Source organism: Enterobacter sp. BNK-8, assembly GCF_048685095.1.
Lineage (GTDB): Bacteria > Pseudomonadota > Gammaproteobacteria > Enterobacterales > Enterobacteriaceae > Enterobacter > Enterobacter quasiroggenkampii.
This window is the reverse complement of the sequence record NZ_JBLQTN010000001.1, coordinates 2,966,115-2,989,441: the sequence shown is the minus strand read 5'-3', so window position 1 is coordinate 2,989,441 and position 23,327 is coordinate 2,966,115. Positions and strand designations below refer to the sequence as shown.

General features: G+C 55.1%; 22 protein-coding genes. 17 read left to right on the top strand and 5 right to left on the bottom strand.

Annotation, left to right across the window (positions count from 1 at the left end):
* The first annotated feature begins 30 nt into the window (after nucleotides 1–30).
* Both yfcE and yfcD read left to right on the top strand, forming a co-directional pair.
* On the top strand, nucleotides 31–582 hold the full coding sequence (gene yfcE / locus ACMGGU_RS14420) for a phosphodiesterase (RefSeq protein ID WP_420300676.1): 552 nt from the start codon (nucleotides 31–33) through the stop codon (nucleotides 580–582).
* A 55-nt stretch (nucleotides 583–637) separates the two neighbouring features.
* Nucleotides 638–1,186 (top strand): NUDIX hydrolase YfcD, encoded by a 549-nt coding sequence (gene yfcD, locus ACMGGU_RS14415; protein WP_420300675.1) that lies wholly within the window; start codon nucleotides 638–640, stop codon nucleotides 1,184–1,186.
* Nucleotides 1,187–1,189: 3 nt separating this feature from the next.
* Here the strand turns inward: yfcD and ACMGGU_RS14410 are convergent, their stop codons facing one another.
* Nucleotides 1,190–2,209 (bottom strand): LacI family DNA-binding transcriptional regulator, encoded by a 1,020-nt coding sequence (locus ACMGGU_RS14410; RefSeq protein ID WP_024908958.1) that lies wholly within the window; start codon nucleotides 2,207–2,209, stop codon nucleotides 1,190–1,192.
* A 234-nt stretch (nucleotides 2,210–2,443) separates the two neighbouring features.
* Here ACMGGU_RS14410 and ACMGGU_RS14405 point away from each other — a divergent pair, with 234 nt between their 5' ends.
* The 5 genes from ACMGGU_RS14405 to ACMGGU_RS14385 all read left to right on the top strand — a co-directional run bounded on the left by ACMGGU_RS14405 (nucleotide 2,444) and on the right by ACMGGU_RS14385 (nucleotide 6,426).
* Entirely contained in the window at nucleotides 2,444–2,887 is a 444-nt protein-coding gene (locus ACMGGU_RS14405) for a PTS sugar transporter subunit IIA (protein WP_048029678.1), read from the top strand.
* Nucleotides 2,888–2,967: 80 nt separating this feature from the next.
* Nucleotides 2,968–3,240 carry a PTS sugar transporter subunit IIB gene (locus tag ACMGGU_RS14400; RefSeq protein WP_024908960.1) on the top strand — a complete coding sequence of 91 codons (273 nt, stop codon included), beginning with the start codon at nucleotides 2,968–2,970 and terminating at the stop codon, nucleotides 3,238–3,240.
* 21 nt (nucleotides 3,241–3,261) lie between these two features.
* Complete coding sequence (locus ACMGGU_RS14395; RefSeq protein WP_023617386.1) at nucleotides 3,262–4,653, top strand: PTS ascorbate transporter subunit IIC; 1,392 nt, start codon at nucleotides 3,262–3,264, stop codon at nucleotides 4,651–4,653.
* Complete coding sequence (locus tag ACMGGU_RS14390) at nucleotides 4,650–5,480, top strand: transketolase (protein ID WP_045908730.1); 831 nt, start codon at nucleotides 4,650–4,652, stop codon at nucleotides 5,478–5,480. The genes ACMGGU_RS14395 and ACMGGU_RS14390 overlap by 4 nt, the downstream gene beginning before the upstream one ends.
* Nucleotides 5,473–6,426, top strand: a complete 954-nt coding sequence (locus tag ACMGGU_RS14385; RefSeq protein ID WP_045908729.1) for a transketolase family protein — start codon at nucleotides 5,473–5,475, stop codon at nucleotides 6,424–6,426. Before ACMGGU_RS14390 ends, ACMGGU_RS14385 begins: the two co-directional genes overlap by 8 nt.
* A gap of 111 nt (nucleotides 6,427–6,537) precedes the next feature.
* Here the strand turns inward: ACMGGU_RS14385 and pta are convergent, their stop codons facing one another.
* Both pta and ackA read right to left on the bottom strand, forming a co-directional pair.
* Entirely contained in the window at nucleotides 6,538–8,679 is a 2,142-nt protein-coding gene (gene pta, locus ACMGGU_RS14380; RefSeq protein ID WP_008502877.1) for a phosphate acetyltransferase, read from the bottom strand.
* A gap of 76 nt (nucleotides 8,680–8,755) precedes the next feature.
* On the bottom strand, nucleotides 8,756–9,958 hold the full coding sequence (gene ackA / locus ACMGGU_RS14375) for an acetate kinase (RefSeq protein ID WP_045334289.1): 1,203 nt from the start codon (nucleotides 9,956–9,958) through the stop codon (nucleotides 8,756–8,758).
* A 337-nt stretch (nucleotides 9,959–10,295) separates the two neighbouring features.
* Here ackA and yfbV point away from each other — a divergent pair, with 337 nt between their 5' ends.
* From yfbV to ACMGGU_RS14355, 4 genes are all read left to right on the top strand, one after another.
* Nucleotides 10,296–10,751, top strand: coding sequence for a terminus macrodomain insulation protein YfbV (yfbV, locus tag ACMGGU_RS14370; RefSeq protein WP_008502875.1), 456 nt, complete (start codon nucleotides 10,296–10,298; stop codon nucleotides 10,749–10,751).
* Nucleotides 10,752–10,842: 91 nt separating this feature from the next.
* Nucleotides 10,843–11,337 carry a YfbU family protein gene (locus ACMGGU_RS14365; protein ID WP_008502874.1) on the top strand — a complete coding sequence of 165 codons (495 nt, stop codon included), beginning with the start codon at nucleotides 10,843–10,845 and terminating at the stop codon, nucleotides 11,335–11,337.
* Nucleotides 11,338–11,348: 11 nt separating this feature from the next.
* Complete coding sequence (locus tag ACMGGU_RS14360; protein WP_420300674.1) at nucleotides 11,349–12,008, top strand: sugar phosphatase; 660 nt, start codon at nucleotides 11,349–11,351, stop codon at nucleotides 12,006–12,008.
* Between the two features lie 75 nt (nucleotides 12,009–12,083).
* Nucleotides 12,084–13,916 (top strand): SLC13 family permease, encoded by a 1,833-nt coding sequence (locus tag ACMGGU_RS14355; RefSeq protein ID WP_023344589.1) that lies wholly within the window; start codon nucleotides 12,084–12,086, stop codon nucleotides 13,914–13,916.
* Between the two features lie 80 nt (nucleotides 13,917–13,996).
* Here ACMGGU_RS14355 and yfbR read toward each other — a convergent pair whose 3' ends face one another.
* Both yfbR and alaA read right to left on the bottom strand, forming a co-directional pair.
* Nucleotides 13,997–14,596 carry a 5'-deoxynucleotidase gene (yfbR, locus tag ACMGGU_RS14350; RefSeq protein WP_008503531.1) on the bottom strand — a complete coding sequence of 200 codons (600 nt, stop codon included), beginning with the start codon at nucleotides 14,594–14,596 and terminating at the stop codon, nucleotides 13,997–13,999.
* A 118-nt stretch (nucleotides 14,597–14,714) separates the two neighbouring features.
* Nucleotides 14,715–15,929 (bottom strand): alanine transaminase AlaA, encoded by a 1,215-nt coding sequence (alaA, locus tag ACMGGU_RS14345; RefSeq protein ID WP_008500204.1) that lies wholly within the window; start codon nucleotides 15,927–15,929, stop codon nucleotides 14,715–14,717.
* A gap of 938 nt (nucleotides 15,930–16,867) precedes the next feature.
* Between alaA and lrhA the strand changes: the two genes are divergently transcribed.
* From lrhA to nuoF, 6 genes are all read left to right on the top strand, one after another.
* A complete protein-coding gene (lrhA, locus tag ACMGGU_RS14340; protein WP_021241557.1) occupies nucleotides 16,868–17,806 on the top strand; it encodes a transcriptional regulator LrhA in 939 nt (312 codons plus the stop codon).
* Nucleotides 17,807–18,436: 630 nt separating this feature from the next.
* Nucleotides 18,437–18,877, top strand: coding sequence for an NADH-quinone oxidoreductase subunit NuoA (gene nuoA, locus ACMGGU_RS14335; RefSeq protein WP_006176516.1), 441 nt, complete (start codon nucleotides 18,437–18,439; stop codon nucleotides 18,875–18,877).
* A 15-nt stretch (nucleotides 18,878–18,892) separates the two neighbouring features.
* The gene (gene nuoB / locus ACMGGU_RS14330) at nucleotides 18,893–19,567 is read left to right on the top strand and encodes an NADH-quinone oxidoreductase subunit NuoB (protein ID WP_003861482.1); all 675 of its coding nucleotides are present in this window, start codon (nucleotides 18,893–18,895) and stop codon (nucleotides 19,565–19,567) included.
* Between the two features lie 89 nt (nucleotides 19,568–19,656).
* Nucleotides 19,657–21,459 (top strand): NADH-quinone oxidoreductase subunit C/D, encoded by a 1,803-nt coding sequence (nuoC, locus tag ACMGGU_RS14325; RefSeq protein ID WP_023312537.1) that lies wholly within the window; start codon nucleotides 19,657–19,659, stop codon nucleotides 21,457–21,459.
* A gap of 2 nt (nucleotides 21,460–21,461) precedes the next feature.
* Nucleotides 21,462–21,962: an NADH-quinone oxidoreductase subunit NuoE gene (gene nuoE / locus ACMGGU_RS14320; RefSeq protein WP_008500208.1), complete on the top strand. Its 501-nt coding sequence runs from the start codon at nucleotides 21,462–21,464 to the stop codon at nucleotides 21,960–21,962.
* Nucleotides 21,959–23,296, top strand: a complete 1,338-nt coding sequence (gene nuoF, locus ACMGGU_RS14315) for an NADH-quinone oxidoreductase subunit NuoF (RefSeq protein ID WP_008500209.1) — start codon at nucleotides 21,959–21,961, stop codon at nucleotides 23,294–23,296. Before nuoE ends, nuoF begins: the two co-directional genes overlap by 4 nt.
* Nucleotides 23,297–23,327 lie beyond the last annotated feature (31 nt).

The window sequence follows — 23,327 nt, the reverse complement described above, 5'->3', positions numbered from 1 at the left end:
GGGGCAGTCTGTTTTCCCGAGGAGTGACTGATGAAACTGATGTTTGCGTCGGATATCCATGGATCGCTGCCCGCTACCGAGCGTGTCCTTTCCCTGTTTGCACAAAGCGGTGCGCAGTGGCTGATTATTTTGGGCGACGTGTTGAATCACGGCCCGCGCAACGCGCTGCCGGAGGGCTATGCCCCTGTGCAGGTCGCGGAAAAACTCAACCAGTTCGCCTCGCGCATCATTGCCGTTCGCGGCAACTGCGACAGCGAAGTGGACCAGATGCTGCTGCATTTCCCCCTTACCGCACCGTGGCAACAGGTGCTGCTTGAACAACACCGCCTGTTCCTGACCCACGGGCATCTTTTCAGCCCGGATAATCTTCCGGCCCTCGCGGCTGGCGATGTCCTGGTTTACGGTCATACTCATATTCCGGTTGCGGAAAAACGCGGTGAGATTTATCACTTTAATCCGGGCTCGGTCAGCATCCCAAAAGGCGGGTATCCTGCGAGCTACGGCATGCTGGAAGGAAATACCCTGAGCGTTATCGCACTTAATGATCAGCAAGTTATTGCGCAGGTAGCGATTAATCCGTAAGTTACACCTCAACTGCAAACGCGCCGAAAGAGCGCTTAGAAGAGAAGGTTTCCCGATGGTGGAGCAGAGTCATTTGGCAAGTACAGAGTGGGTTGACATTGTCAACGAAGAAAATGAAGTGATCGCGCAGGCCAGCCGCGAGCAAATGCGTGCGGAGCGCCTGCGTCACCGTGCGACATATATCGTTGTGCATGACGGTATGGGTAAAATTCTGGTTCAGCGCCGCACGGACACGAAAGATTTTCTCCCAGGTATGCTGGATGCGACTGCAGGTGGCGTCGTCCAGGCGGATGAAGTGCTGCTGGATTCCGCGCGTCGTGAAGCGGAAGAAGAGTTAGGCATTGCCGGTGTGCCGTTTGCCGAGCACGGGCAGTTCTACTTCGAGGATGAACACTGTCGCGTCTGGGGCGGGCTGTTTAGCTGCGTCTCTCACGGCCCGTTCGCCCTGCAGGAAGAAGAAGTCAGCGAAGTGAACTGGATGACGCCGGAGGAGATTACCGCGCGCTGCGACGAGTTCACGCCGGATTCGTTAAAAGCGCTGGCGCTCTGGATGAGCCGCAACGCCAATAACGAATCGACCAAATCAGAGAAAGAGGCTGAGTAAGCTTCAGCAACTCTCTCTCAGACACAGACTGGACGCGATGGGCTTTTGATCGCGCCAGTCTCCGCCATTCAGGCGCTCCAGTAACGCTTTCCCGGCTTCAATTCCAATCTTACGATGCGGCACCGCCATGGTCGTCAGCGGCGGCTGACAGACGCGGCTCACGTCGCTATCGCCAAAGCCTACCACCGCCAGATCGTCCGGCACTTTGATTCGCCTGCGCTGGCACTCGTACAGCGCGCCGCAGGCCAGCTCGTCAGAGACGCACACCAGCGCATCCAGCTCCGGCCAGGCCAGCAGGAACTCGGGCAGTTGCGCCGCGCCGGTCGAGAAACTCGGCGGCATCGCCGCGTTAATGACCCGATTCGGCGACATATGGTGGCGAAGCATGGCTTTGTACCAGCCCTGCAGATGCTGCTGGAAAATCCACTGCTCCTGGTTGGCACACAGCAGGCCAATATTCTGATAGCCGCGCTTAATGACCATCTCCGTGAGCTCATACATGGCCGCCACGTTATCAATCCCGATATTCATATCAATCGGATCGGCGCGCATGGCGCCCATCTCCATCACCGGAATTGAGGCGTTTTTCAGCCAGTGGCGAACGGTGTCGGTATGTTCAACGCTGAGCAGGATAGCCGCGGCAATGTTCGACGCCAGCAGCGTCTCCAGCAGTTTCTCTTCCTGCTCAAGACGATGCTGGGACTCAGCCAGCATGATCTGATACCCGGCAGGCTGCAGCACCTGCTGTAGCCCGGCGAACATCTCCGAGCAGCCTGCTTCGGAGAGGTTGGGCACCACCATGGCTATCGTCCAGGACGACGCCGAGGCCAGGGCACTGGCGGCAAGATTAGGCATATAACCCAGCTCCTGCACGGCAGCTTCAATTTTTTCTCGTAGTTTATCGGAAACCTGCTCGGGCGTGCGAAGCGCACGGGACACGGTCATCGTGCCCACACCGGCAAGCTGTGCGACATCGGCGAGTGTCACTTTACCAGTACTGCGCCGTTTTCGGGTTAGAGACATACACCTTCCTGCTGACCAGACGCGTTCTTATTTTCCTTCGTTTCACGTGACAGGCAGTATACGCCTTAAATCCCTTTTTTTGCTGTGATTTAGCAACGTGATTGCAATTTGATAGCGCTATCACATTTCTGCATGATAACGATTGGTAGCGCTATCTTTGTGATCGCGATCGCAGTCAATCAGTGATGCGTTGAATAAAGTTTGCTCATCTTAAGCGTGTCGCGGGAGTGAAAAGTGCTCAAAAAATGGATATATGATACAACCATCACGCTGCAGGAGAGCGTGGAAGACTGGCCGCAGGCGCTGGAGCTGTGCGCGAAGCCGCTGCTGGATTTGCAGGTGATTGAGCCTGAATACGTCACGGCCATCATCCAGCAGCACCACACGTTAGGACCTTATTATGTGCTGGCACCAGGGCTGGCGATGCCGCATGCGCGGCCGGAGGAAGGCGCCAAAGGACTGGGGTTGTCGTTATTAAAACTAAAACAGGGCGTCTCGTTTGGTGCCGGTGAGTTTGACCCTGTCGACGTCATTATTATGCTCGCGGCACCCGACAAAAATAGCCATATCGAGATGATCTCGTCGCTGGCAGAGTTATTTTCCAGCGATACCGATATGGCCGAACTGCATCAGGTGAATACCCTGGAGGAAATTAAAACGATTATTAACCGCTTCTGATTTAATTCTTTAATCCGGTTTTTCACAACATTACGCGTCAGCGTGATGGGGCGTACTCTACTCAAAATAAGGGGACAACAATGAAAATTATGGCTATTTGCGGTTCTGGCCTGGGCAGTAGTTTTATGGTCGAAATGAATATTAAAAAGGTGCTCAAAAAGCTGGAGATTGAAGCTGAGGTTGAACACTCCGATCTCTCCTCAGCCACGCCGGGCGCGGCCGATCTGTTCGTGATGGCAAAAGACATTGCCGCCAGCGCCAGCGTGCCGGAAAGCCAGCTGGTGGTGATCAACAACATCATCGACATCAACGAACTTGAAGCGCAGCTGCGCGGCTGGTTCGAAAGACAATAACCCTGATAAGGCGAGGTGGATATGTTTATCCTTGAAACGCTGAATTTCGTTGTTGATATTTTAAAAGTCCCTTCGGTGCTGGTGGGTTTAATTGCGTTAATCGGTCTGGTTGCGCAGAAAAAAGCGTTTTCCGACGTGGTGAAAGGGACCATTAAAACCATCTTGGGCTTTATTGTACTGGGCGGCGGCGCCACGGTGCTGGTCGGGTCATTAAATCCCTTAGGCGGTATGTTTGAACATGCCTTTACTATCCAGGGCATTATTCCAAACAATGAAGCGATCGTGTCCATTGCACTGGAAAAATACGGTGCAGCGACCGCGCTGATTATGGCCTTCGGGATGGTGGCGAATATTATCGTCGCCCGCTTTACCCGCCTGAAGTATATCTTCCTGACCGGACACCACACGTTTTATATGGCGTGCATGATTGGCGTGATCCTGACGGTGGCGGGCTTTGAGGGCGTGGGGCTGGTCTTTACCGGGTCGCTGATCCTTGGCCTGATCATGGCTTTCTTCCCGGCGATTGCGCAGCGCTACATGAAGCGCATTACCGGCAACGATGAGATTGCCTTCGGCCACTTTGGCACGCTGGGCTACGTGCTGTCCGGCTGGATTGGCAGCAAGGTCGGCAAAGGATCCCGCTCAACGGAAGAGATGAACCTGCCGAAGAACCTGAGCTTCCTGCGCGACAGCTCGATCTCCATCTCCCTGACCATGATGATTATCTACCTGATCATGGCGGTGAGCGCCGGGCGCGAGTACGTCGAGGCCACCTTCAGCGCCGGGCAGAACTACCTCGTCTACGCCATCATCATGGCGATCACCTTCGCGGCGGGGGTGTTCATCATTCTGCAGGGCGTACGCCTGATTCTGGCGGAAATCGTTCCAGCCTTTACCGGCTTCTCGGAAAAACTGGTGCCGAACGCGCGTCCTGCGCTGGACTGCCCGGTGGTCTATCCCTATGCGCCTAACGCGGTGCTGATTGGCTTCCTGTTCAGCTTCCTCGGCGGGATTGTGGGGTTGTTCATCTGCGGTCAGTTTAGCTGGGTGCTGATCCTCCCGGGCGTGGTGCCGCACTTCTTCACCGGCGCAACGGCGGGCGTGTTCGGTAACGCCACCGGCGGACGTCGTGGTGCAATGATTGGCGCCTTTGCCAACGGCCTGCTGATTACCTTCCTGCCGGTCCTGCTGCTGCCGGTACTCGGCGCCATTGGTTTTGCGAACACCACCTTCTCTGACGCCGACTTCGGCGCGGTCGGGATTGTCCTCGGCAACCTGGCGCGCTTCCTGTCGCCGCTGGCCATCACCGGGCTGGTCGTGGCGCTGTTCGCGCTGCTGGTGGCGTACAACGTCTTCGCGAAAAACAAACCTGCGGGCGGTAACGCGCAGGAAAACACCGGAGCCAAATCATGAATGAGAAAGAGATAACCGAACTCGCGCGTCAGATTCGTCTTGAGACGCTGAAATCCCTGACGCAGCTGGGCTTTGGCCACTACGGGGGTAGCATGTCGGTGGTAGAAACCCTGGCCGTGCTGTACGGCGCGGTGATGAAAATCGACCCGGCGGATCCGGACTGGCCGGAGCGAGACTACTTTGTGCTGTCGAAAGGCCATGCGGGCCCGGCGCTCTACAGTACCCTGGCGATCAAGGGCTACTTCCCGACAGAAGAGCTGAGTACCCTCAACCAGAACGGCACGCGCCTGCCCAGCCACCCGGACCGCCTGAAAACGCGCGGCGTGGACGCCACTACCGGTTCGCTGGGGCAGGGGATTTCCATCGCGGGCGGCATGGCGCTGTCGCACAGGCTGGCCGGGCGACCGAATCGGGTCTTCTGCATCGTCGGCGACGGCGAGCTGAACGAAGGGCAGTGCTGGGAGGCGTTCCAGTTTATTGCCCACCATCGCCTGAACAACCTGACGGTATTTGTCGACTGGAACAAACAGCAGCTCGACGGCGAGCTGGACGAGATCATCAGCGCGTTTGACCTGGAGGGAAAATTCCGCGCCTTTGGCTTTGACGTGGCGACGGTGAAGGGGGACGACATCCCGGGTCTGCTGGCAGTGACATCGCGGATCCCGGCAGCCGATGCGCGTCCGTTAGTCGTCATCCTCGACAGCATCAAAGGCCAGGGGGTGCCGTATCTGGAGCAGCTCAGCAACTCGCACCACCTGCGATTGACCGCAGAGAGCAAAGCGGCCCTCAACGAGACGATTCGCCAACTGGAGGCTTCACATGATTAAGGTTGCACCGGCAGGACAGAAAGACGCCGTTGAGATGCGTAAAGTTTACGCTGGCTTCGTGGCAAAACAGATTGAGGCCGGAAGTGACATCATTGCGCTCGAAGCCGACCTGATGAGCTCGATGGCGATGGACGGCGTGGCGCGTGATTATCCGCAGCACGTGATTAACTGCGGCATTATGGAGGCCAACGTCATCGGCACGGCAGCCGGGCTGTCGCTTACCGGACGTAAGCCGTTCGTTCACACCTTTACCGCCTTTGCCAGCCGCCGCTGTTTTGACCAGCTGTTTATGTCCCTGGACTATCAGCGCAACAACGTGAAGGTGATAGCGTCGGATGCGGGCGTGACGGCTTGCCACAACGGCGGAACGCATATGTCGTTTGAGGATATGGGCATCGTACGCGGTCTGGCGCACTCGGTGGTGCTGGAAGTCACTGATGCGGTGATGTTTGAGGACGTGCTGCGCCAGCTTATCGATCTCGACGGCTTCTACTGGGTGCGGACCATCCGTAAGCAGGCGCCGAGCGTGTATGCCCCGGGCTCCACCTTCACCATCGGAAAAGGCAACGTGCTGCGCGAGGGGAGTGATATCACTCTGATTGCCAACGGCATCATGGTGTCGGAAGCGCTGGAAGCCGCGCGCCAGCTTGAGCAGGAGGGTGTCAGCGCGGCGGTCATCGACATGTTTACCCTGAAACCCATCGACCGGATGCTGGTGAAAAACTACGCCGAGAAAACCGGGCGCATCGTGACCTGTGAAAACCACAGCATTCACAACGGGCTGGGGTCGGCGGTGGCGGAAGTGCTGGTGGAAACCTGCCCGGTGCCGATGCGGCGGGTGGGCGTCAAGGAGCGTTACGGCCAGGTGGGGACGCAGGATTTCCTGCAAAAAGAGTATGGCCTGACGGCACATGACATTGTATCGGCGGCACGCGAGCTGCTGTAAATAAAAAAGGCGACCGGTTAAGTGGTCGCCTTTTTGTTGCCCGGTGGCGCTAGCGCTTACCGGGCCTACGGTTTTGTAGGCCGGATAAGCGAAGCGCCATCCGGCAATACATTACTGCTGCTGCGAAGACTGGATCGCCGTCAGCGCGATGGTGTAGACGATATCGTCTACCAGTGCGCCACGAGACAGGTCGTTCACAGGTTTGCGCATGCCCTGCAGCATTGGCCCGATGGAGATCAGGTCGGCAGAACGCTGTACCGCTTTGTAGGTGGTGTTACCGGTGTTCAGATCCGGGAAGATGAACACGGTAGCGCGACCAGCAACCGGTGAGTTCGGCGCTTTGGATTTCGCAACGTCAGCCATGACCGCGGCGTCGTACTGCAGCGGGCCGTCGATCATCAGATCAGGACGTTTTTCCTGCGCAATACGGGTCGCTTCACGCACTTTCTCTACGTCGCTACCTGCACCTGAGGTGCCGGTGGAGTAGGAGAGCATCGCCACACGCGGCTCGATACCGAAAGCGGTCGCGGAGTCTGCGGACTGGATCGCGATCTCAGCCAGCTGTTCTGCAGTTGGATCCGGGTTGATCGCGCAGTCGCCGTAAACGTAAACCTGTTCAGGCAGCAGCATGAAGAACACGGAAGACACCAGAGAGCTGCCAGGCGCAGTTTTGATCAGCTGCAGCGGTGGACGGATGGTGTTCGCCGTGGTGTGAACCGCACCGGAAACCAGACCGTCAACTTCGTCCTGCTCCAGCATCAGCGTGCCCAGCACCACGTTGTCTTCCAGCTGCTCGCGCGCAACGGCTTCGGTCATGCCTTTGCTCTTACGCAGCTCAACCAGACGGGCAACGTAGCTTTCGCGAACCACTTCAGGGTCAACGATTTCGATGCCTGCGCCCAGCTCAACGCCCTGAGAGGCCGCTACGCGGTTGATCTCATCCGGGTTACCCAGCAGCACACAGGTCGCGATGCCGCGCTCTGCACAGATAGCAGCCGCTTTAACGGTACGTGGTTCGTCGCCTTCTGGCAGAACAACGCGTTTGCCCGCTTTACGCGCCAGCTCGGTCAGCTGGTAACGGAATGCTGGAGGAGACAGACGGCGGCTGCGCTCGGAGGTCGCGGTCAGGGATTCGATCCAGTCTGCGTTGATGTAGCCTGCAACGTATTCCTGAACTTTCTCGATACGCTCGTGGTCATCAACCGGCACTTCCAGGTTGAAGCTCTGCAGGCTCAGGGAGGTCTGCCAGGTGTTGGTGTTCACCATGAAGACCGGCAGGCCGGTAGCAAACGCGCGTTCGCACAGCTTGCTGACGCGTGGGTCCATCTCGTAGGCACCGGTCAGCAGGATCGCACCGATTTCCACGCCGTTCATTGCGGCCAGACAGGCTGCAACCAGAACGTCAGGACGGTCTGCGGAAGTCACCAGCAGGGAACCTGCGCGGAAGTGTTCCAGCATGTGCGGAATGCTACGCGCACAGAAGGTCACGGACTTCACGCGACGGGTGTTGATGTCGCCTTCGTTAATCACGGTCGCGTTCAGGTGACGCGCCATGTCGATTGCACGGGTGGCAATCAGATCGAAGCTCCATGGCACCGCGCCCAGAACCGGAAGCGGGCTGGATTCCTGCAGCTTAGCCGGGTCAACTTTGATGACTTTCGCTTTGGACGAGTCGTCGAAGATCTCGGACAGGTCAGGGCGAGTACGGCCCTGCTCATCCACTGGCGCGTTCAGCTTGTTGACGATCACGCCGGTGATGTTGGTGTTTTTCGCGCCGCCGAAGCTGCTGCGCGTCAGTTCGATACGCTCGTTCAGCTGCTCTGGGGTATCAGTGCCCTGAGACATCACGAAAACGATCTCTGCGTTCAGGGTTTTCGCGATTTCGAAGTTCAGAGACTGGGCAAACTGGTGTTTGCGGGTTGGCACCAGACCTTCAACCAGCACCACTTCCGCGTCTTGCGCGTTAGCATGGTAGTTGGCGATGATCTCTTCCATCAGCACGTCTTTCTGGTTGCTGGACAGCAGAGATTCAACGTGGCTCATCTTCAGCGGTTCGGCCGCCGGCAGATTGGAGTTCTTGCGAACGATGGTGGTGGTCTGGTCTGGCGCATCGCCACCGGCACGTGGCTGGGCGATGGGCTTAAAGACGCTCAGACGAACGCCTTTGCGTTCCATAGCACGGATAACGCCAAGGCTGACGCTGGTCAGGCCGACGCTGGTTCCGGTAGGGATCAGCATAATAGTACGGGACACGGTTAATCCTCTTTCGTTACCGCCCAAATGGGGCGGGTTACAAAACAGCACCGCCAGCATTGCTGGCGGTGTGGAATCAGGCAGTCAGGCGGTGCGCGTCTTGCGCGATGACCAGCTCTTCGTTAGTTGGGATAACGAGAGCAGGGCGGGTGCCTTCTTTGTTGATGAAGCCAGACTTGCCGAAGCGGGCAGCCAGGTTACGCTCGTGATCAACTTCGAAGCCCAGAACGCCCAGTTTGCCCAGGGACAGTTCACGAACCATTGCCGCGTTCTCACCGATACCACCGGTGAAGATAACCGCGTCCAGACGGCCTTCCATCAGCGCAGTGTAAGAGCCGATGTATTTCGCCAGACGGTGGCAGTAAACGTCCATTGCACGTTTAGCGTCTTCTTTCTCTGCGTAGTTGTCTTCAACGTAACGGCAGTCGCTGGTGACTTCGGTCAGACCCAGCAGGCCAGACTCTTTGGTCAGCATTTTGTTGATCTGGTCAACGCTCATGCCCAGGGTGTCGTGCAGGTGGAAGATGATCGCCGGGTCGATGTCACCGGAACGGGTACCCATCACCAGACCTTCCAGCGGGGTCAGACCCATGGACGTATCAACACATTTACCATTGCGGATAGCCGAAACAGAACCACCGTTGCCCAGGTGGCAGGTGATGATGTTCAGTTCTTCAACCGGCTTGTTCAGCACTTTTGCCGCTTCCTGAGTCACATAGAAGTGGCTGGTGCCGTGCGCGCCGTAACGACGTACGCCGTGCTCTTTGTACAGGCTGTATGGCAGGGCATAGAGGTAAGACTCTTCCGGCATGGTCTGATGGAACGCGGTATCGAATACGGCCACGTTTTTGTCTTTCAGATTCGGGAAGGATTTCAGCGCTTCAGCGATACCGATCAGGTGAGCCGGGTTGTGCAGCGGTGCGAAAGAGGCAGAGTCTTTGATGCCCTGGATCACAGAGTCGTCGATCACGACGGAGCTGGTGTATTTTTCGCCGCCGTGGACGATACGGTGACCAATCGCAGTCAGCTGAGCAGACAGTTCTGGTTTTTGTGCCAGAATAGTGTTAACGATAAAGTTCAGCGCTTCACTGTGAGCGGCGCCTGCACCTAAAGCCGCTTCTTGTTTGCTGCCGTCCATCTTCCACTTGATACGTGCTTCAGGCAGATGGAAACATTCGGCCAAACCAGAGAGGTATTCGTCACCGTTGAGCGCATCGATGATGGCGAATTTCAGTGAGGAGCTACCGCAGTTCAGAACCAGTACTAACTTACTCGACATGGAAGTACCTATTATTGATACGTGGCTAAAAAAACGTCAGTGAGTCTAACAGCGTAACGCATGATGACTCGGACATTTATGATTAACATCATGCCAAACGAACATTGTGGCATGATGGAAGAAATAACTATGATTTTATGCCATTTTGCACAATTTTCAGCCAATGGCATAATATGCAATAATTTGACGAGCTAATGATTCTCGTCTATGGCCCTATCAGGCTGGCACAGGATACCCGATACGGGGTAGAGATGACAAAATATTTTGAACGTTGTCATAGCTTGTTGTGGTTTTGCACGAAAATTTTAATTTTTATATGTGAAGTTGAGGTACAGCCATGTCGACACCAGAGAACCCGTCCGTAAATTTCTTCAGTCTGTTTCGTCGGGGACAGCATTACGCAAAGACGTGGCCTATGGAAAAGCGCCTTGCGCCGATGTTTATTGAGAATCGCACCATCCGCGCCACGCGCTATGCGATTCGCTTTATGCCGCCTGTCGCTATCTTTACGCTGTGCTGGCAGATTGCGCTGGGTGGGCAGCTTGGACCTGCCGTTGCCACGGCGCTCTTCGCATTAAGCCTGCCGATGCAGGGCCTGTGGTGGCTAGGTAAACGGTCCATTACGCCACTTCCTCCTTCTATTTTACACTGGTTTTATGAAGTGCGCGGTAAGCTGGAAGAGGCCGGTCAGGCGCTCGCCCCGGTGGAAGGCAAGCCGGATTACCAGGCGCTGGCGGACACGTTAAAGCGTGCTTTTAAGCAACTGGATAAAACATTCCTCGATGATTTGTGATTGATCATCGAAACGACGACGAAAAGAGGGCACAGTAACAATCAGTTACCGTGTCTTTTTTTTAAGTGCAATGCGCTACAGGAGTCGAAAGATGGAAATGACCCATGCTCAACGTCTGATTTTGTCCAACCAGTACAAGATGATGACTATGCTTGATCCCGATAACGCTGCGCGCTACAGCCGCCTGCAAACCATCGTCGAACGCGGCTTTGGTCTGCAAATGCGCGAACTGGACCGTGAGTTTGGCGAGCTGAAAGAAGAAACCTGTCGCATCGTGATCGACATTATGGAGATGTATCACGCCCTGCACGTTTCCTGGACGAATCTCAAAGATCAACAGTCCATTGACGAGCGCCGCGTCACCTTCTTAGGCTTTGATGCCGCAACGGAAGCGCGTTATCTGAGCTATGTTCGCTTTATGGTGAATACGGAAGGGCGTTATACCCACTTTGACGCGGGTACCCACGGCTTCAACGCGCAGACCCCGATGTGGGATAAATATCAGCGCATGCTGAGCGCGTGGCATGCCTGCCCGCGTCAGTACCATTTAAGCAGCAACGAAATTCAACAAATCATTAATGCCTGACGGAGGTGCGTGTGCAGTGTAGAGGTTTTCTGTTTGATCTGGACGGTACGCTGGTGGATTCGCTGCCGGTTGTGGAACGTTCCTGGTGTCATTGGGCTGACAGACATGGCATCGACCATCAGGACGTGCTGAATTTTATCCATGGCAAACAGGCCATCACCTCGCTACGGCACTTCCTGGCCGGACGCTCTGAGGACGACATTCAGGCGGAGTTCAAATACCTGGAACACATTGAAGCCACCGATACGGACGACATCACCGCGTTACCGGGCGCGCGCGAACTGCTTGAGCATCTGAACGAGGCGCAGATCCCGTGGGCTATCGTCACCTCCGGTTCCGTGCCGGTTGCCCACGCCCGACACAAGGCGGCAGGGTTGCCGACGCCGGACGTGTTTATCACGGCGGAGCGCGTGAAGCGGGGTAAACCGGAGCCTGACGCATTTTTACTGGGCGCTGAACTGCTGGGCCTCGATCCTGCAGAGTGCGTGGTGGTGGAAGATGCGGCGGCTGGCGTACTGGCCGGGTTGAACGCAGGGAGCCACGTCATCGCCGTTAACGTTCCGGCCGGTTCTCCCCGCCTGGAGGAGGCGGATTTGGTGCTGGATTCCCTGACGGCACTGTCTGTTTCAAAAGCCTCTGACGGAGTTGTAACCGTCTCGCTAAAAGTGTAATCCCATGATATGGCCCCACATTGCTGGGGCTTTTTTATGGCAAAATTCCTCATCTTCCACTGACAAGGATAGGTTGTGAACGGTGAACTGATTTGGGTCCTGAGCCTGCTTTTAATCGCCATCATTCTTTTTGCCACGGGCAAGGTACGCATGGACGCCGTCGCCCTGTTTGTCATTGTCGCGTTTGTGCTGAGCGGAACGCTGACGCTGCCGGAAGCCTTCTCCGGATTTAGCGATCCCAACGTTATCCTGATTGCCGCCCTGTTTATCATCGGTGATGGGCTGGTGCGCACCGGCGTAGCGACCATCATGGGGTCGTGGCTGGTGAAGGTGGCGGGCAGCAGCGAAACCAAGATGTTGATCTACCTGATGGTGACCGTCGCCGGACTGGGGGCGTTTATGAGCTCCACGGGCGTGGTCGCCATCTTTATCCCGGTGGTGCTGAGCGTTTCCATGCGGATGCAGAGCTCGCCGTCGCGCCTGATGATGCCCCTGAGTTTTGCCGGTTTGATCAGCGGGATGATGACGCTGGTGGCAACGCCGCCGAACCTGGTCGTTAACAGCGAACTGATCCGGGAAGGATTTGAGGGTTTCAGCTTTTTCAGCGTCACCCCGCTTGGGCTGGTCATTCTGGTCATGGGCGTGGTCTATATGCTGCTGACCCGGTTCGCCCTGAAGGGTGAAAAACAGGACAAAAACAAAGAAGGATGGAAGCGACGCACCTTCCGCGATTTGATTAAGGAGTACCGCCTTACCGGGCGCGCGCGCCGTCTGGCTATTCGCCCCGGCTCGCCGATGGTGGGACAGCGGCTGGATGACCTGAAGCTGCGTGAGCGCTATGGCGCGAACGTGATCGGCGTAGAGCGCTGGCGGCGGTTTCGTCGGGTGATCGTCAACGTCAACGGGGTGTCGGAATTCCGCGCGCGTGACGTCCTGCTGATTGATATGTCCACCGCGGATGTGGACCTGCGCGAGTTTTGCAGCGAACAGCTGCTGGAGCCGATGGTGCTGCGCGGGGAGTATTTCTCCGATCAGGCGCTGGATGTCGGCATGGCCGAGGTGTCGCTGATCCCGGAGTCGGAACTGTTGGGTAAAACCGTGCGGGAGATGGGGTTCCGTACCCGCTATGGCCTGAACGTCGTGGGGCTGAAGCGCGATGGTGTAGCGATGGAAGGGGCGGTGGTGGATGAGCCGATCCTGCTGGGCGATATCTTTCTCGTTGTCGGTAACTGGAAGCTCATTAGCCAGCTCGGACAAAAAGGGCGCGATTTTGTGGTGCTCAACATGCCTGTCGAGGAGAGCGACGCATCGCCAGCGCACAGCCAGGCGCCACACGCGATTTTTTGTCTGGTGCTGATGGTGGCGCTGATGCTGACCGATGAGATCCCCAATCCGGTCGCCGCAATCATCGCCTGCCTGTTGATGGGCAAATTCCGCTGCATTGACGCCGAAAGCGCCTATAAAGCCATTCACTGGCCGAGCATCATTCTCATTGTTGGGATGATGCCCTTCGCCCTGGCGCTGCAAAAAACCGGCGGGGTGGATCTGATCGTTAAAGGCTTAATGGACGTGGGCGGCGGGTATGGGCCGTACATGATGATGGTCTGCCTGTTTATCATGTGCGCCACCATCGGCCTGTTTATCTCGAACACCGCGACGGCGGTACTGATGGCACCTATCGCACTGGCGATGGCGAAGTCCATGGGCGTGTCGCCGTACCCGTTTGCGATGATGGTAGCGATGGCCGCTTCCGCGGCATTTATGACGCCGGTCTCTTCACCGGTGAATACGCTGGTGCTGGGACCGGGGAACTATCGATTCAGCGATTTCGTGAAGCTGGGCGTGCCGTTCACCGTGCTGGTGATGGTGGTGTGCGTGGTACTGATACCGGTCCTGTTTCCGTTCTGAGCATTTTGCCGGGTGGCGGCTACGCCTTGCCCGGCCTACAACCCCGTAGGCCCTGCAAGCGCAGCGCCGCTGGGCGAAAATCAGAGTGGCGAATCCTGGCTGATCTCATCCAGCGATAAATGGAAGCTCGGTACAAACACCTGCATAAAGTAATCCATCTCTTCGCTGCGGCGGGATTCCAGCGTTTTTTCCAGGCGCGTTTTCGCCAGCAAGAATTCGTTATTCCCTGCGGACAACTCTTCGAGACACTTCAGATAGGCACACAGCGCGTCGGCCTGTTTGACCAGCGACTTTTCATCTTCCGTATACTGATGCTCGTTGATAAGCGGCTCGAAGATATCACGCAGTTCTTCGGGCACCATCTCAATCAGCTTCTGCTGGGCAATTTTCTCAATGGCCTTATATTCCTGCGCAATTTGCGAGTTGAAATATTTCACCGGCGTAGGCAGATCCCCAGTCAGCACTTCTGACGCATCGTGGTACATCGCCAGCAGGGCTATGCGCTCTGGATTGACCTGACCGTTGAATTTGCGGTTTTTAATGGCGGCCAGCGCGTGAGCGACCATCGCAACCTGCAGGCTGTGCTCTGACACATTTTCCGTGCGGACATTGCGCATCAGCGGCCAGCGGTTGATGAGTTTCAGGCGGGAGAGGTGGGCAAAGAAATGACTCTGACTCATAGGTTACCTTTTGTCTTCACTGCGACAGGCGTTCATTGTGCGGGGAGGGGAGGCAAGATGCAAATTTGCGGATTTTGTAGGCCGGGTAAGCGAAGCGCCACCCGGCCGAAAGGCAATGTTACTGATGGTATCCGGAGAGGAAGCGCCCGAAGCGGCTGATGGCCATTTCCAGGTCATCTTCGCGCGGCAGCGTCACGATACGCACGTGATCCGGCCACGGCCAGTTAAACGCCGTGCCCTGAACCAGCAGCACTTTTTCCTGCAGCAGGAAATCGAGCACCATTTTCTGGTCGTCGTGAATATTGAAGCGCTTCGCGTCAATTTTCGGGAACATATAGAGCGCCCCGTTCGGCTTCACGCAGGAGACGCCCGGGATATCGTTAATCAGTTCCCACGCGCGGTTACGCTGTTCGTACAGGCGACCACCGGGCACGATAAACTCGCTAATGCTCTGATAGCCGCCGAGCGCGGTCTGGATCGCGTGCTGTGCCGGAACGTTGGCGCATAAACGCATGGAGGCCAGCATCTCCAGCCCTTCAATATAGCCTTTGGCGTGTTTTTTCGGACCGTTTAACACCATCCAGCCCTGACGGAAACCGGCCACGCGGTAGGTTTTGGACAGGCCGTTGAAGGTGACGGTCAGCAGGTCCGGGGCCAGCGCGGCGATGGAGTGGTGCTGCGCCGCGTCGTACAGGATCTTGTCGTAAATTTCGTCGGCGAAGATGATCAGGTTGTGCTGACGCGCCAGCTCGACGATCTCCATCAGCAGCTCTTTTGAGTAGACCGCGCCCGTCGGGTTGTTCGGGTTAATAATGACGATACCGCGCGTGCGGGGCGTAATTTTTGCGCGAATATCGTCCAGGTCCGGGAACCAGTCAGAGGATTCGTCGCACAGATAGTGCACCGCTTTACCGCTGGACAGCGACACGGCAGCCGTCCACAGCGGATAGTCTGGCGCAGGGACCAGCATTTCGTCCCCGCTGTTCAGCAGGGCCTGCATGGCTTGCACAATCAGTTCGGAGACGCCGTTGCCGATATAGATATCTTCAACGGTAACATCGCGCATACCACGTGCCTGGTAGTGCTGCATGATGGCTTTACGTGCGGAGTAAAGTCCTTTTGAATCGCAATAGCCTTGTGCAGTGGGAAGGTTGCGGATCACATCAACCAGAATTTCATCCGGCGCTTCAAAACCAAATGGCGCAGGGTTACCAATGTTGAGTTTCAGAACCTTGTTGCCCTCTTCTTCAAGACGTTTTGCCTCTTTCAGAACCGGGCCGCGGATGTCATAACAGACGTTATCTAGCTTGCTGGATTTTTCGATAGGGGACATGAACCTTTAACCTTTTCGCTATTATTGCCGCTCCCTGCCGTGGAAGTCAGCACGGAATAATGTACTCCCCCCTCGCTTCGTTTTGAAGGGTGTGCAGTAGAAGATTTTGTGCGGGGTACAAATTTTTGATGAATCTTTTTCGCTGCGGGTATGCTTTTTCACTGTCTTAAAGTTGTGCGCATAGCGAGAGCTTAGGTTAAATGTGCTATTCATTTACCAAAATACTGTATAATGTGCTGTTAAAAATAAGTGGTGAGCTGGACAGCGGTGGCAGTCACCCTGAGTGACTTTTCGTAAAACCTGAATGCTTGATACCTGTTTCTGTAATAGCATACTGTGGATAAAAGTTACCCATGTGAAATTAATGTTAAGTGCCATTAATGAATGGTCTTAATCTAAATTAAAATTTATTTATTATTAACCTATAAAATGCAACTTTAGTTAATTTTAATAAAATTAGTTTAGAAGCTTAACATTCTTCTTTAATCCTTAATATTGCAATAAGACTTATAAATAAAGTGGATTTGGGTTAAGATGTCTTCCAGGAAAGCAGAGGGCAGATGCACGTTTTTTGTATATCTGACCCTGGTTTTCCGAATTAATTGATTGTTATTGTTAGAGTTATCTCTGGCTGGAATGTGTCGCACATCTCCTGCTACGTTGACAGCGCTGCGATACAGATGGCAGAAAAGGTGTTATACCTTTAATGTAATTTACATAAACCTGCGAACATCTAAATATCCTGAACGTTTAAGAGAATAAAAATATCGTCATGAAACGTGCTTTCTGACTGTTGATATAAAGCAGCACAATAACTATCTGTCAGGCAGTCTGCCGGGCCGGGATGCGAGGGAAAATCTTCAGAGGGAATTGCTTAACTGTACACACACAGCTTCAACCCGGGCAGCTCCGCACGAGCAACCTGAAAGTGAATAGATATGATAAATGCAAATCGTCCGATAATGAATCTCGACCTCGATCTGCTGAGAACGTTTGTTGCGGTCGCCGATCTCAACACTTTTGCAGCAGCTGCTGCCGCCGTTTGCCGAACTCAGTCCGCCGTCAGCCAGCAAATGCAGCGGCTGGAGCAACTGGTTGGTAAAGAGCTTTTTGCCCGTCACGGGCGTAATAAGCTCTTAACGGAACACGGTATTCAGCTTCTGGGTTATGCCAGGAAAATTCTTCGCTTTAATGATGAAGCATGTATGTCATTAATGTTTAGCAACCTTCAGGGCGTGCTAACGTTAGGTGCATCTGATGAGTCGGCGGATACTATATTGCCGTTTCTTCTCAATCGTATTAGTTCGGTTTATCCGAAGCTTGCGCTGGACGTGAGCGTAAAGCGCAATGCTTTTATGGTTGAGATGTTAAATGAGAATAAAGTCGACCTGGTGGTCACCACGCATCGTCCCGGGCAGTTTGACTGCCTGACGCTGCGCACATCGCCTACGCACTGGTATTGCGCGGCCGAATACGTGCTGCAAAAAGGGGAGCCGGTGCCGCTGGTGTTGCTGGATGACCCGAGCCCGTTCCGCGATATGGTACTGACGGCGCTGAATGAGGCCAATATTCCGTGGCGTCTGGCGTATGTGGCATCCACGCTGCCAGCGGTGCGTGCCGCCGTGAAAGCCGGTCTGGGTGTCACCGCCCGTCCGGTAGAAATGATGAGCCCCGATCTGCGCGTTCTGGGCAAATCCGATGGCCTTCCTGCACTGCCGGATACGGAGTATCTGCTCTGCCACAATTCGTCCAGTCATAACGAACTGGCTAAGGTGGTGTTCGAGGCGATGGAAAACTACCATAACCCATGGCAGTTCGAGCGCGTTACCTCCGAAGGGGGGGATGACTCCCTGATCGTTGAAGGGGATTTTGAGTGATTGCCAGCTCAGAATTCTGGTAACAAAATGTAAGTGTAAAAAAAAGCCACTCGTGTGATTTTCACATGCAGTGGCTTTTTTTTAGCAAAAATACCCGCTTATGACGCGTGGGTTTACGGGATATTCTATATTTATCAATGAACTAAATGGTTTTGTCTAAAACTTGTCCGTTTTCCGTTCTAACTTCATCCACATCCCTCCTATGTTAAAAAAACAGGAAATATGTTGCCGTTTTCCAGGTTGAATTAACAAAAGCGTGTCGCAGATCAAGAAAATACTCCTATTTAGGGGGAGGAATCGTTGGCAAATCCTGTCAAAATAGGAGGGTTATTTTTTTTACTTCCGAAACGGACACGATTCAACAACATACATTTGACGGAAAGTCATGAACCCACCAGGGTTAAAGGGCACCAAATGTTAATGAGAATCGCTCGATGTAATTTAATGTGAAGAAACCTTTGTTAAAGTTGACAATAGGTTATAGAAAGGAGTAAAAAACCCCATCATTTTGCTGTCTACGTCTCATTTCTGACAGTTAGTGTAAGGTTATTTGTTCCTCCCCATGAATCGATGTGATGCCCATCTGCCAGCAAGAGCAGTGTCGTTGGTATCACTTTTGATGAGTAAGCAATGAGTATGTCAACATCCACAGAAGTCATCGCTCATCACTGGGCATTCGCAATCTTTCTTATTGTAGCCATTGGCCTGTGCTGCCTGATGTTAGTCGGCGGCTGGTTCCTGGGCGGTCGCGCCCGTGCAAGGCACAAAAACACACCTTTCGAATCAGGTATTGATTCAGTAGGTACCGCTCGCTTACGCCTGTCTGCCAAGTTTTATCTGGTAGCCATGTTCTTCGTCATCTTCGACGTGGAAGCGCTTTACCTTTTCGCATGGTCGACCTCCATTCGCGAAAGTGGTTGGGTGGGCTTTGTCGAGGCCGCAATTTTCATTTTAGTGCTACTGGCCGGTCTGGTTTATCTGGTGCGTATTGGCGCGCTTGACTGGACGCCTGCGCGTTCACGTCGTGAACACATCAACCCGGAAAACAGTATCTCTAATCGTCAGCAGTAACAGCGAGGCAATAAGATGGATTATACGCTCACCCGCATAGATCCTAACGGTGAGAATGACCGTTACCCCCTGCAAAAACAGGAGATCGTAACCGACCCCCTGGAGCAAGAAGTCAATAAAAGCGTGTACATGGGCAAACTCGAACATGCCATGCACGATATGGTCAACTGGGGTCGTAAGAACTCCATCTGGCCTTACAACTTTGGCCTTTCTTGCTGCTACGTTGAAATGGTGACGTCATTCACTGCGGTGCATGACGTTGCGCGTTTTGGGGCAGAGGTACTGCGTGCTTCCCCACGTCAGGCTGACCTGATGGTGGTAGCCGGTACCTGCTTTACCAAGATGGCACCTGTTATTCAGCGTCTTTATGACCAGATGCTGGAGCCAAAATGGGTTATCTCCATGGGCGCATGTGCTAACTCTGGCGGTATGTACGACATCTATTCCGTCGTACAGGGCGTAGATAAATTTATCCCAGTGGATGTGTACATCCCGGGTTGTCCGCCTCGTCCGGAAGCCTACATGCAGGCGCTGATGCTGCTGCAGGAATCCATCGGTAAAGAACGTCGCCCACTGTCGTGGGTCGTTGGCGATCAGGGTGTGTATCGCGCGAACATGCAGTCTGAGCGCGAGCGTAAACGTGGTGAACGTATTGCCGTCACCAATCTGCGTACGCCTGACGAAATTTAATTTGCGCCTGTAGGCCTGGAGAACACCTTCGCATATCACTACTCAAATAGCGCGAAGCCAGGCTCAACAGTCACCACGGACCATTTGCAATGGTGAACAATATGACCGACTTAACCGCGCAAGAAGCCGCCTGGCAGACCCGGGATCATCTGGATGACCCAGTCATTGGCGAACTGCGCAACCGTTTTGGGCCGGATGCCTTTACTGTTCAGGCTACCCGCACCGGGGTACCCGTTGTTTGGGTGAAGCGTGAACAATTGCTGGAAGTTGTCGATTTCCTCAAGAAATTGCCAAAACCGTACGTCATGCTGTTTGACTTACACGGCATGGATGAACGTCTCAGAACGCACCGCCAGGGTCTACCTGCTGCGGATTTTTCCGTTTTCTACCACCTGATCTCAATAGACCGTAATACGGATATCATGCTCAAGGTGGCATTGTCTGAAAACGACATGCATCTGCCGACGATAACCAAACTTTTCCCGAACGCCAACTGGTACGAGCGTGAAACCTGGGAAATGTTCGGCATGACCTTTGACGGCCACCCGCACCTGACGCGCATCATGATGCCGCAGACCTGGACCGGCCACCCGCTGCGTAAAGACTACCCGGCACGTGCTACCGAATTCGATCCGTTTGAGCTGACCAAAGCCAAGCAGGATCTGGAGATGGAAGCGCTGACCTTCAAACCGGAAGACTGGGGCATGAAGCGCGGTACCGACAACGAGGACTTCATGTTCCTCAACCTCGGTCCAAACCACCCGTCTGCGCACGGTGCATTCCGTATTATTCTTCAGCTCGACGGCGAAGAGATTGTCGACTGCGTGCCTGACATCGGTTACCACCACCGTGGTGCTGAGAAGATGGGCGAGCGTCAGTCCTGGCACAGCTACATTCCGTATACCGACCGTATCGAGTACCTCGGCGGCTGCGTCAACGAAATGCCATACGTGCTGGCCGTTGAGAAACTGGCGGGTATTGTTACGCCGGATCGCGTTAACGTGATTCGCGTCATGCTGTCAGAACTGTTCCGTATCAACAGCCACCTGCTGTACATCTCCACGTTCATTCAGGATGTCGGCGCGATGACCCCGGTCTTCTTCGCCTTTACCGACCGTCAGAAAATCTACGATCTGGTAGAAGCCATTACCGGTTTCCGTATGCACCCGGCCTGGTTCCGTATCGGCGGTGTGGCACACGATCTGCCGCGCGGCTGGGACCGTCTGCTGCGTGAATTCCTCGACTGGATGCCGAAACGTCTGGCGTCTTACGAGAAAGCCGCGCTGCGCAACACCATCCTGAAAGGCCGTTCCCAGGGCGTTGCTGCCTACGGCGCGAAAGAGGCGCTGGAGTGGGGGACGACAGGGGCAGGTCTGCGTGCCACCGGTATTGATTTCGACGTGCGTAAAGCCCGTCCTTACTCTGGCTACGAGAACTTCGACTTTGAAGTTCCGGTGGGCGGCGGCGTGTCCGACTGCTACACCCGCGTGATGCTGAAAGTGGAAGAGCTGCGCCAGAGTCTGCGCATCCTTGAGCAGTGCCTCAACAACATGCCGGAAGGCCCGTTCAAGGCGGATCACCCGCTGACGACGCCGCCACCGAAAGAGCGCACGCTGCAACATATCGAAACCCTGATCACCCACTTCCTGCAGGTTTCCTGGGGTCCGGTCATGCCGGCGCAAGAATCCTTCCAGATGATTGAAGCGACCAAGGGTATTAACAGTTACTACCTGACCAGTGACGGCAGCACCATGAGCTACCGTACCCGCGTGCGTACGCCGAGCTTTGCGCACCTGCAGCAGATCCCGTCCGCCATCCGCGGCAGTCTGGTCTCCGACCTGATTGTGTATCTGGGTAGTATCGATTTTGTTATGTCAGATGTGGACCGCTAATTATGCACGAGAATCAACAACCACAAACCGAGGCTTTTGAGCTGAGTGAAGCAGAACGTGCCGCCATTGAGCACGAGATGCACCACTACGAAGACCCGCGTGCGGCGTCCATTGAAGCGCTGAAAATCGTACAGAAACAGCGTGGTTGGGTGCCGGATGGGGCGATCTATGCGATCGCGAAAGTGCTGGGTATTCCGGCAAGTGACGTAGAAGGCGTAGCCACGTTCTACAGCCAGATCTTCCGTCAGCCGGTAGGCCGCCATGTGATCCGCTACTGTGACAGCGTGGTCTGCCACATCACCGGTTATCAGGGCATTCAGGCTGCGATTGAGAAGAAGCTCAATATCAAGCCGGGCCAGACCACGTTCGATGGTCGCTTTACTCTGCTGCCAACCTGCTGCCTGGGTAACTGCGACAAGGGGCCGACCATGATGATTGATGAGGACACTCATAGTCATCTGACGCCGGAAGCGATTCCTGACCTGCTGGAGCAGTACAAATGAAAACTGTAATTCGTACTGCTGAGACGCATCCGCTGACCTGGCGTCTGCGTGATGACAAACAGCCGGTATGGCTCGACGAATATCAGAGCAAAAACGGCTATGCCGGTGCGCGTAAAGCCCTTGGCGGCATGGCGCCGGACGACATCGTTAACGCGGTAAAAGAGTCTGGCCTGAAAGGCCGCGGCGGCGCGGGCTTCTCCACCGGTCTGAAGTGGAGCCTGATGCCAAAAGACGAATCCATGAACATCCGTTACCTGCTGTGTAACGCCGATGAAATGGAGCCGGGCACCTATAAAGACCGCCTGCTGATGGAGCAGCTGCCGCACCTGCTGGTGGAAGGCATGCTGATCTCCGCGTTTGCGCTGAAAGCGTACCGTGGTTACATCTTCCTGCGCGGTGAGTACATCGAAGCAGCGGAAAACCTGCGTCGCGCGATTGCCGAAGCCACCGAAGCGGGACTGCTGGGCAAAAACATCCTGGGCACCGGGTTTGACTTCGAACTGTTCGTGCACACCGGTGCCGGGCGTTATATCTGCGGTGAAGAGACCGCGCTGATTAACTCCCTGGAAGGCCGCCGCGCGAACCCGCGTTCCAAGCCACCGTTCCCGGCCAGCTCCGGCGTGTGGGGGAAACCGACCTGCGTAAACAACGTCGAAACCCTGTGTAACGTTCCGGCTATCCTCGCGAACGGCGTGGAGTGGTATCAGGGCATCTCCTCAAGCAAAGATGCCGGTACCAAGCTGATGGGCTTCTCCGGTCGCGTGAAAAATCCTGGCGTCTGGGAACTGCCGTTCGGTACTACCGCGCGCGAAATTCTTGAAGACTACGCCGGCGGCATGCGCGATGGCCTGAAATTCAAAGCCTGGCAGCCGGGTGGGGCAGGGACAGACTTCCTGACCGAAGCCCACCTTGACCTGCCGATGGAATTCGAAAGCATTGGTAAAGCAGGCAGCCGTCTGGGTACGGCGCTGGCGATGGCCGTCGACCACGAGATCGGCATGGTGTCGCTGGTGCGTAACCTGGAAGAGTTCTTCGCCCGTGAGTCCTGCGGTTGGTGTACACCGTGCCGTGATGGGCTGCCGTGGAGTGTGAAGATCCTGCGTGCAATCGAACGTGGCGAAGGCCAGCCTGGCGATATCGAAACACTTGAGCAACTGTGTCGATTCTTAGGCCCGGGTAAAACCTTCTGTGCCCACGCACCGGGTGCCGTCGAACCTCTGCAGAGCGCGATCAAATATTTCCGCGACGAGTTCGAAGCAGGCATCAAGCAGCCGTTCAGCAATACCCATGCGATCAATGGGATTCAGCCGAACCTGCTTAAAGCGCGCTGGTAACGACAAGAATTTTGATTAACGCTCGGTTTCG